We start from the raw sequence: 8,492 nt of genomic DNA, 5'->3' as shown, positions 1-8,492 counted from the left end.
CCGAAACCGCGGCTTTCTCCGGCGCGCTGGGCCTACGACTATCTCTATCAGTCCGCTGGGTACGTCAAAGCGGCATTCGAGGACTGCTAGACCGCCGCGCTGCCCGGTGGCGGATTCCGGGCAGCGCGGACTTTCACGGTCTGGTCAGGCGGGCGTAGCGGTTCAGATGGTAGGCGCTGGAACCGAATTCGTTCTCGATCGCGGTGAGCCTCTTGAAATAGTGCCCGATGGCGAGTTCCTCGGTCATGCCCATCGCGCCGTGCAATTGCACCGATTGCTGACCGATGAAACGCGCGGCGCGGGCAATGGTGACCTTCGTCGCCGAAATCGCCCGCGCCCGCTCCGACGGCGAGGACGACAGCGCGAACGCGGCCAAATAGGCTGCGGCCGTGGCCTGTTCGAGTTCCATGTACATATCCACCATGCGGTGCTGCAATACCTGGAACTGGCCGATCGGCTGCCCGAACTGCTGACGTTGTTTGCTGTATTCGACCGTGTCGGCGACGACCTTGCGCATCAATCCGACCGATTCGGCGGCCACCGCGGCGATCGCCTCCTCCAGCGTCGCCTCGATGTTCGCGGTCGCCTCGCCCTCGGCGCCGAGCAGCGCCGTCGCGGGCAGGCGGAAGCCGGTAAAGGTGAGGTCGGCGGCCTGCCGGTCGTCGATGGTGCGGTAGCTGTGCACCTCGAGTCCCACCGACGGCGCCGACGCATCGAATTCGGTGAGGAACAGCGACACACCGTCCCGATCACGCCGTTCGCCGCTGGTGCGAGCGCTGATGATCAGGTGCGTCGCCAGCGGGGCACTGGTGACCACGATCTTCGAACCGTCGAGCACCCATTCGTCACCGTCTCTGCGGGCGGTGAGCGAGATGTCGTGCGCGGATTCCCCGGCCGATGGCTCGAGCGCCGCGAAGGCGATGCGCGCACTGCCCGCGACGATGTCTCGCAGCACCGCATCGGCCCGCTCGCCGCCCACCCGCGACAGCAAACCGCCGCCGACCACCACGGTGTCGACGAACGGCTCGACCACCAGGGCATGGCCCAATTCCTCGGCGATGACCATCAATTCGGTCGGACCGCCGCCCATGCCGTCGACCCGCTCGGCCAAGGTCGCGCCGAGAATGCCCAGCTCTTCGGCGAAACCGCGCCAGATCTCGGGCTGCCAGCCGGCCACGGATTTGGCCGCGCTGCGGCTTTTCTCCAGCTCGTACCGCGCGGTCAGGAACCCCGCGACGGAATCGCGCAGCAACTGCTGTTCATCGGTGAGTGAGAAGTCCATCAGAGCCCCAATGCTGCCTTGGCGAGAATGTTCCGCTGAATTTCGTTGCTGCCCGCGTAGATCGAACCGGCGCGGTCGTTGAAATAACGCAGCGGCGCGACGGCCTGCCACCGCGGCCCACTGTGATATCCATCGGCCGGTGGCGTGAACTCGGCAATCGGGCCACCCGGTTCGGTGGCGTGCGGCTGGTAGGCCCGTCCGCGCGGTCCGGCCGCCAGCAACGCCAGTTCGGTGAGCTGCTGGCTCAGTTCGGTGGCGAGGATTTTCAGCATAGACGAGGCCGGGCCGGGGTCTCGGCCCTGCGACAGCGCCGAGATCGTCCGGTACTCGAGAATCTCCAGCACATCCGCGCGGATACGGGCATCGGCCAGCCGCGCGGAAAATCCGGCATCGTCGATCAGCGGTTCCCCGTCCGGGCCTGGCTGCTCGGCTGCGGCCTCCGCCAGATCCTTGGCCATGACCTGCAGGGCAGGCGCGGCCGCGCCGCCGCGCTCGTGCACCAGCACATACTTGGCGACCGACCAGCCCTCGTCGACGCGGCCGAGCACATTGCTCTTGGGCACCCGCACATTGTCGAAGAACACCTGGTTCTGGACCTGCTCGCCCGAGGTCATCACCAGCGGCCTGACCTCGATGCCCGGCGAGGTCATATCGATCAGCAAGAAGGTGATGCCCTGCTGCTTCTTGCCGGTGCGCGAGGTGCGGACCAGGCAGAAGATCCAGTTCGCCTCGGTGGCGTGGGTGGTCCAGATCTTGCTGCCGTTGCAGATGAAGTCCTCGCCGTCCTCGACCGCGCTCATGGTCAGCGACGCGAGGTCGGAGCCGGCCTCGGGTTCGGAGTAGCCCTGGCAGAAGAACACCTCGCCGGTGAGGATGCCGTTGAGGAAGAACTGCTTCTGCTCCGGCGTCCCGAAGGCGATGATGCCCGGCGCCACCATCCGGATGCCCATCGGCGACAGCGGCGGCGCACCGGCCAGCGCCAGTTCCCGGTTGAAGATGTAGTGCTGAGTGAGCGTCCAGTCGCAGCCGCCGTACTCCACCGGCCAGGTGGGCGCCGCCCAGCCGCGCTCATGCAGAATCTGCTGCCACCGCATGCTGGCCGCATGGTCGGGATAAACGCTCGTTGCCAAACGCCCCGCCGCCCGCAGCTCCGGCGTCAACTTCTCCCGCAGGAACTCCCGCACCTCGTCCCGAAAGGCCGAATCGGCCTCCGACCAGTCGAAATCCATCCATACTCCCGAGGGCTGTGCCTAGTCGCCGCAGCGCCCGCGTCCCGGGCACCCATGAGAGAAGTTATCCGCAATTCTCGCACGGAGTCAAACTGAGGGCATATGCCATCAGGTGATGTGAGGCTGCGCGGGTCACCCACACGGGTCCCCGCCCCGGGCGCCGGGACAGGACACGAATCTCGTGCCCGGACGGCCGCAGCCGCTCGACGATCAGCTAGCCGAGCGCGCCAGTGCCGCCGGCGATCAGGACAGTGCTCATATCGTTCAGTTGCCCCTGACCCTGCGGATTTCGCGGGCCGCTGAGACGACTCGACCCGGGCCGCTGTGCGGGGCCCGGGTCGAATCATGGTTGTTCAGTTGTGGTCGGTCAGTTCTTCCGGCCCGGTGCCTTCGCTCCGGACTTGAAGCCGAGACCGCCCGGCTTGGCGGTGGGCAGTGGGGCGTCCGCTGCGCCGTTGCCGTTGGCGGGAGCCTCGGCGGATTCCGTCGCGGTGGCCGCGGTTTCCGCCGTCGAGGCCGTTTCCGCCTGGACAGACGCGGATTCCGCTGGAGCCGAAGCCGATTCGGGCGAAGCCGGAGCCTCGTCGGCCGGAGCCGATTGCGCGGGAGCCTTGGCGCCGGGGGCCTTCGGTCCGGGGCGCTTGAAGCCGGACTTCATGGCCAGGCCCTTGGCCGCGACGGTCGGCATGGATTCGGCAGGCGCCGAGGCCGATTCGGTCGAAGCCTGCGCCGGAGCCGATTCCGCGGACGCGGGTTCCGCCGGAGCTTCGTCGGCCGGAGCCGATTCCGCCGGAGCAGCCGCCGGAGCCTTCGCGCCGGGGGCCTTCGGTCCCGGACGCTTGAAGCCGGACTTCATGGCCAGGCCCTTGGCCGCGACGGTCGGCTTGGTCTCGGTGGGAGCCGATGCCGCTTCGGTGCTCGCCTCCGCGGATTCGGCCGCCGGAGCCTCGGCCGCCGGAGCCGCAGCCTTGGCGCCTGGTGCCTTCGCGGCGCCCTTCATCGCCAGGCCCTTGCCGCCGGGCGCTTTCGCCGCGCCCTTCATGCCGAGTCCCTTGACCGGGGGAGCCTCCGGAGCCTCGGCCGCCGCCTCGGCCGGAGCTTCCGCCTTGGCGCCTGGTGCCTTCGCGGCACCCTTCATCGCCAGGCCCTTGCCGCCGGGTGCCTTCGCCGCACCCTTCATGCCGAGACCCTTGTCCGGAGCCGGAGCGGCGGCTTCGGTCTCGGCCGGAGCCGCGGCCTTCGCACCGGGCGCCTTGGCCGCGCCCTTCATGCCCAGACCCTTACCGGGAGCCTTGGCGGGGCCCTTCATGGCCAGGCCACCGCCGGTCGGAGCGGCCTTCGCCGCGGCGGGCGCGGCCTCGGCGACCGGTTCGGGCTCGGGTTCGGGCTCCGGCTCGGGTTCGGCCTTCGGCTCCTGGATGACGGTCAGGTTCTCGGTCAGCTTCGCCGGTTCGACCCGCTCGATGGCGTCCAGCATCAGCTGAGCGACGTCGACGACCTCGACACCTTCACCCTTGCCGTCTTCCTGACGCGCGGTCACACCATCGGTGAGCATCACGCGGCAGAACGGGCAGCCGGTGGCGATCTTGGCCGGGTTGGTGGTCAGCGCCTCGTCCACGCGGTCGATATTGATGCGCTTGCCCAGCTGCTCTTCCATCCACATGCGGGCACCACCGGCACCACAGCACATGGACCGCTCGCCGTGACGCGCCATCTCGACCAGGTTCGAGCCCGAGGCCTCCATCAGCTCACGCGGAGCGTTGTAGACCTTGTTGTGGCGGCCCAGATAGCACGGGTCGTGGTAGGTGACGTTCTGCGACACCGAAGCCACCGGCACCAGCTGCTTTTGCCGCACCAGCCGGTTCAGCAGCTGCGTGTGGTGCACCACCTCGTAGGTGCCACCCACTTGCGGGTACTCGTTGTTGAGCGCGTTGAAGCAGTGCGCACAGGTGACGACGATCTTCTTCTTTTTCTGCTCGACACCGTCGAACACCGAGTCCAGCAGTTCGATGTTCTGCTGGGCCAGCTGCTGGAACAGGAATTCGTTGCCCGCGCGGCGCGCCGAGTCACCGGTGCAGGTCTCCTCCTGACCCAGCACCATGAACTTCACGCCCGCCGTCGCCAGCAGCTCGGCCACCGCCTTGGTGGTCTTCTTGGCGCGGTCCTCGTAGGCGCCGGCGCAACCGACCCAGAACAGGTATTCGTAGCCGTCGAAGCTGTCGGCGTCCTTACCGAAGACCGGGATGTCGAAGTCCAGCTCGTTGATCCAGTTGAGCCGGTCCTTGGCGTTCTGGCCCCACGGGTTGCCCTTGTTCTCCAGGTTCTTGAACAGACCGGCGAGCTCGGACGGGAACTCCGATTCGATCAGCACCTGGTAGCGGCGCATATCGATGATGTGGTCGACGTGCTCGATGTCCACCGGGCACTGCTCCACACACGCACCACAGGTGGTGCAGCTCCACAGCACCTCGGGGTCGATGATGCCGCTGACGTCCTCGCCGCCGACCAGCGGGCGCTCGGCCTCGGCGCGGGCGGCCTCCGCGATCTTGGCCAGCTTGGCTTCGTCCGCATTGCCCTCGGCGTCGACCAGGCCTACCTCGTCGCCGCCCATGTCCTTGCGGCCACCGGCCAGCAGGTACGGCGCCTTGGCGTAGCCGTGGTCGCGCAGCGACATGATCAGCAGCTTGGGCGAAAGCGGCTTACCGGTGTTCCAAGCCGGGCACTGCGACTGGCAGCGACCACATTCGGTGCAGGTGGTGAAGTCCAGCCAGCCCTTCCAGGAGAAGTCCTCGATCCGGCCGGCACCGAGGGTGTCGGTATCGGGGTCGACGTTCTCCATGTCCAGGGCCTTGCCGTTGGACATCATCGGCTTGGCGGCGCCGAGGGCGACGTCGCCGTCGTCTTCACGCTTGAAGTAGATGTTCGGGAAGGCCGAGAAGCGGTGCCAGGCCACACCCCAGGTGATGTTGCGACCGACGAAGAAGAGCCAGACCATGCCGGACATCAGCTTGATGAAGGCAAAGATCGAGATCAGCGTGACGTTGGCCGGGATGATCTTGGCAATCTGGCCGGTGACCGGGTCGGTCCAGCTGGAGTGACCATGCAGTGACAGCACGCCCGCCTTCACCAGCACCATGCCGAGGCCCTCGGTCAGCACGACCCACTCGACGAAGTAGGCAGGACCGAATTTCGAGCCGCTGAAGCGCGAGAGCCTCTCGGGCAGCCGCGGGTGGTTCAGCTGACGGATGATCATCAGCGCCACGATGCCGACGACGGTGCCGACGCCGAGGATCTCGTCGCCGAGGTGGAACCACCAGGTCTCACCGATCAGCGGCCACGACCAGGTCGGTTTGAAGGTCTGGCCGTAGGCCATGAACCAGAACTGCGCGCCCGCGAGGAAGCCGATCATGACCAGCCAGTGCGCCCAGCCGACGGTGCGGAATTTGTTCATGCGGGTGTGCGCGATGAACTCCACAAGCATCTGCTTGAAGCGCGGGAAGAACGGCCGCCACCGATCCGGCGCGGACTGGCCGATCATGATCGTCCGCACGATGTTTCCGGCGCCGCCCAGGAACGACACCCAACAAAGGAGGCTGAGCGCCGCTCCAAGGGTGCCCAGCGTCACGGTCAGGGCATTCATGTCGCGACCTTTCTATAGAGGCAACACGAGCTGTCGAGGCTGTGCGCCTCGGGTTGGCTCGTATCCTAACTGCCAGTAAGTTACCCGCCAGTAACAACTGGTGTCCAGCGTAGGATCTGCGGTTGGCTGGTGCCCCATCTTCCTGGGGGTTGACCGCCGATTCTGCTGTGATCAAGCTCACATAAGTGGATTCGATCCGTATGCGACCTGAGCTGTTCAACACCGTAAAGGGCGTGCAGAACCGGGTATGAGATAAGGACAGGCTTACCCGTTCGAATTCGTAACTACACGTAATGAATCTCGCATCTGGACTTTCGTTCGACTAGGCTCACGGCGTTCTGTTCTGTGTGCCTGTCTTCACAATGCTCGGAGGGGATTTCGGTCCGGCCGACCGGAATGAATGAGCTCGCTCGTGAGGCTTCCACGGCACACGGACAACCTGATGATGGATTGGAAACTGAATGAAACTCCGCAAGACCACCGCGGTTGCCGCGATGGTGACCGGCGCGATGGCCATGGGGTTCGGCACGGCCCACGCTGAACCCGCAGCCGAGGCGGCACAGCCCATCAGCTATTCCGTCAAGCTGGTCGACAAGACCGTCGTGGCCACCCTCAAGGGAGGAACCTTCTCGCTAACCGAGAAGGAGATGGCCACCAAGGAAGGCAAGCCCATCGCGGCGCCGTCCGAAGTCGGCTCTGAGGCGGAGGCCCCGAAGGTCAAGGTCCTCGACATCAAGGACGACAAGGGCAACACAGTTGTCTCGTTCCCGCTGGAGTTCGACATCAACGGGACCGACGTGCCGGTCACGTCCGAGGTGAAGAAGGACGCCACTGTCCTCGAGGTCACTCCGGAAAAGCCGGAAGGTGTTGACCTGAGCAAGCCTGTCGGGGTGAAGCCGATCGCTTCGCCGATGGAGAACCAGCGGGCCATGAACGACTTCGCCAGCAAGTTCGGCATCGGAACCGCGATCGGCGGGTTCGTCGGAACTGCGATCGGTGCGGTCGTCGGCTGCGCGTTCGGCATGCCGCTGTTCGGTGTCGGGTGCCTCGCCGGCATCCCGATCGGCGCCGGTATCGGTGGCATTCTCGGCACCGTTGCAGTCGGCGGGCCCGCGTTGGTGGCTGCGGGAGTCGAGCTCATCACGGTTCTCCAGGCGCCGGAAGGCACCACGCAGTGGGCAGACAAGCCTGACGCGCCGAAGTAGTTCGGCCTGGCCTTCCTGGCTGCGACACAACCGGCCCGTCCCGAAAAGGGGCGGGCCGGTTTGCGTTTCCGGGGTTTCCGTCGATCCGCCGGCCCGCATGGCGCTTGCTGACCCAGGCGGCCGAGGCGATATCGGCCCGTTGTCACGGGGCCCCGAGCTCGCCATCAGGTCGACTTGGGCAACACCTCTTCGCCGATCCCTCGCCCGCGCTCATCGAGCGCTCGAACGCCTTCGGGGTAACCCGGAGTTCATCCGCCGTTTGTTCGCGGCGCTGTGTGGCGTTCAGGTGGCAATGAGTAGTGGAACCGAATGAGCGGACAGCCCAGGTGGCAGGAGCGCGCAGCGCCGGGTGCGTGATGCGGCGCGCCCAGTCTGGATGGCGGGCGCCTCGAATGCCTTACGCCGCAGTGGTTACCACCCGGCCGACAGCGGCCCCTGCCCGCGCGGCTGTCATCCATCGGGCGCGAGCGGCGAACGCCGCCCACAAAGCAAAAAGGCCGGCAGCACGAATGCTGCCGGCCTCTCGATGTCTCTGCCGAAGCGCAGATCCTAGTTGGTGCGGATCCGCAGGCCCGGGTTGTCCGAGAGCACCACGCTGACGGGCTGGGCGAACAGCTGCGGGGTGTTGCCGGTGAGGGCGCCGATCAGGTTGGGGATCTCGCAGACCGGGAAGTCGGCCACCGAGGAGGCGCTCGAAATGCCGAGGGCCAGACGGCCGGTCACGATCGGGCCGCCGCTGTCGCCGGGCAGGGCGCAGATATTGGCCGAGAAGCTCTGGGTGAGCTGACGGTCGCCGACCTGCACGGTCTGATCGACGGCGTTGACCACACCGCAGCTGAAGCCGGTGCGGGAACCGGACTTGCAGACCGGCGCGCCGACGACGGGCGTCGCGACACCGTCGACCAGGATCGGAGCCGCGCCGGGCACGCGAACAGCGTTGTTGGCGAAGCGATCCCGGGCCTGGTCGGCGATGCGGACGATGGAATAGTCCTGGTTGCCGAGCACCGACTTGCTGAAGGTGCCGAGCTTGCCGCCGAGCTTGTCGCCGGGCAGCAGTTCGTGCACCGCGGCGGCGTTACCGCCACCGGCGCTGCCGATGTCGGGGTTGCAGTGGCCCGCGGTGACGTTGACGGTGG

5 protein-coding genes are annotated in these 8,492 nt (G+C 66.7%); 1 reads left to right on the top strand and 4 read right to left on the bottom strand.

The genetic code is table 11. The annotated features are described in order from the left end of the window. Positions 1 to 133 precede the first annotated feature (133 nt). From RJ05_RS24475 to RJ05_RS24465, 3 genes are all read right to left on the bottom strand, one after another. Positions 134 to 1,282, bottom strand: a complete 1,149-nt coding sequence (locus RJ05_RS24475) for an acyl-CoA dehydrogenase family protein (RefSeq protein WP_036541117.1) — start codon at positions 1,280 to 1,282, stop codon at positions 134 to 136. Then, the gene (locus RJ05_RS24470; RefSeq protein WP_036541115.1) at positions 1,282 to 2,511 is read right to left on the bottom strand and encodes an acyl-CoA dehydrogenase family protein; all 1,230 of its coding nucleotides are present in this window, start codon (positions 2,509 to 2,511) and stop codon (positions 1,282 to 1,284) included. Before RJ05_RS24470 ends, RJ05_RS24475 begins: the two co-directional genes overlap by 1 nt. Positions 2,512 to 2,878: 367 nt before the next feature. Continuing rightward, positions 2,879 to 6,151, bottom strand: a complete 3,273-nt coding sequence (locus tag RJ05_RS24465; protein WP_036541113.1) for a heterodisulfide reductase-related iron-sulfur binding cluster — start codon at positions 6,149 to 6,151, stop codon at positions 2,879 to 2,881. Positions 6,152 to 6,612: 461 nt separating this feature from the next. Between RJ05_RS24465 and RJ05_RS24460 the strand changes: the two genes are divergently transcribed. Further along, positions 6,613 to 7,356 (top strand): DUF8020 domain-containing protein, encoded by a 744-nt coding sequence (locus RJ05_RS24460; protein ID WP_036541110.1) that lies wholly within the window; start codon positions 6,613 to 6,615, stop codon positions 7,354 to 7,356. 549 nt (positions 7,357 to 7,905) lie between these two features. Here the strand turns inward: RJ05_RS24460 and RJ05_RS31510 are convergent. Beyond that, a partial coding sequence (locus tag RJ05_RS31510) for a S1 family peptidase (RefSeq protein WP_036541107.1) occupies positions 7,906 to 8,492 on the bottom strand: 587 nt, incomplete at its 5' end.

Origin of the sequence: Nocardia cyriacigeorgica NBRC 100375 (assembly GCF_000308555.1) — a bacterium.
In the GTDB taxonomy this organism is placed as follows: domain Bacteria; phylum Actinomycetota; class Actinomycetes; order Mycobacteriales; family Mycobacteriaceae; genus Nocardia; species Nocardia cyriacigeorgica.
Note: the sequence above shows the minus strand (reverse complement) of the source record. Positions and strands in the feature narration are given on the sequence as shown.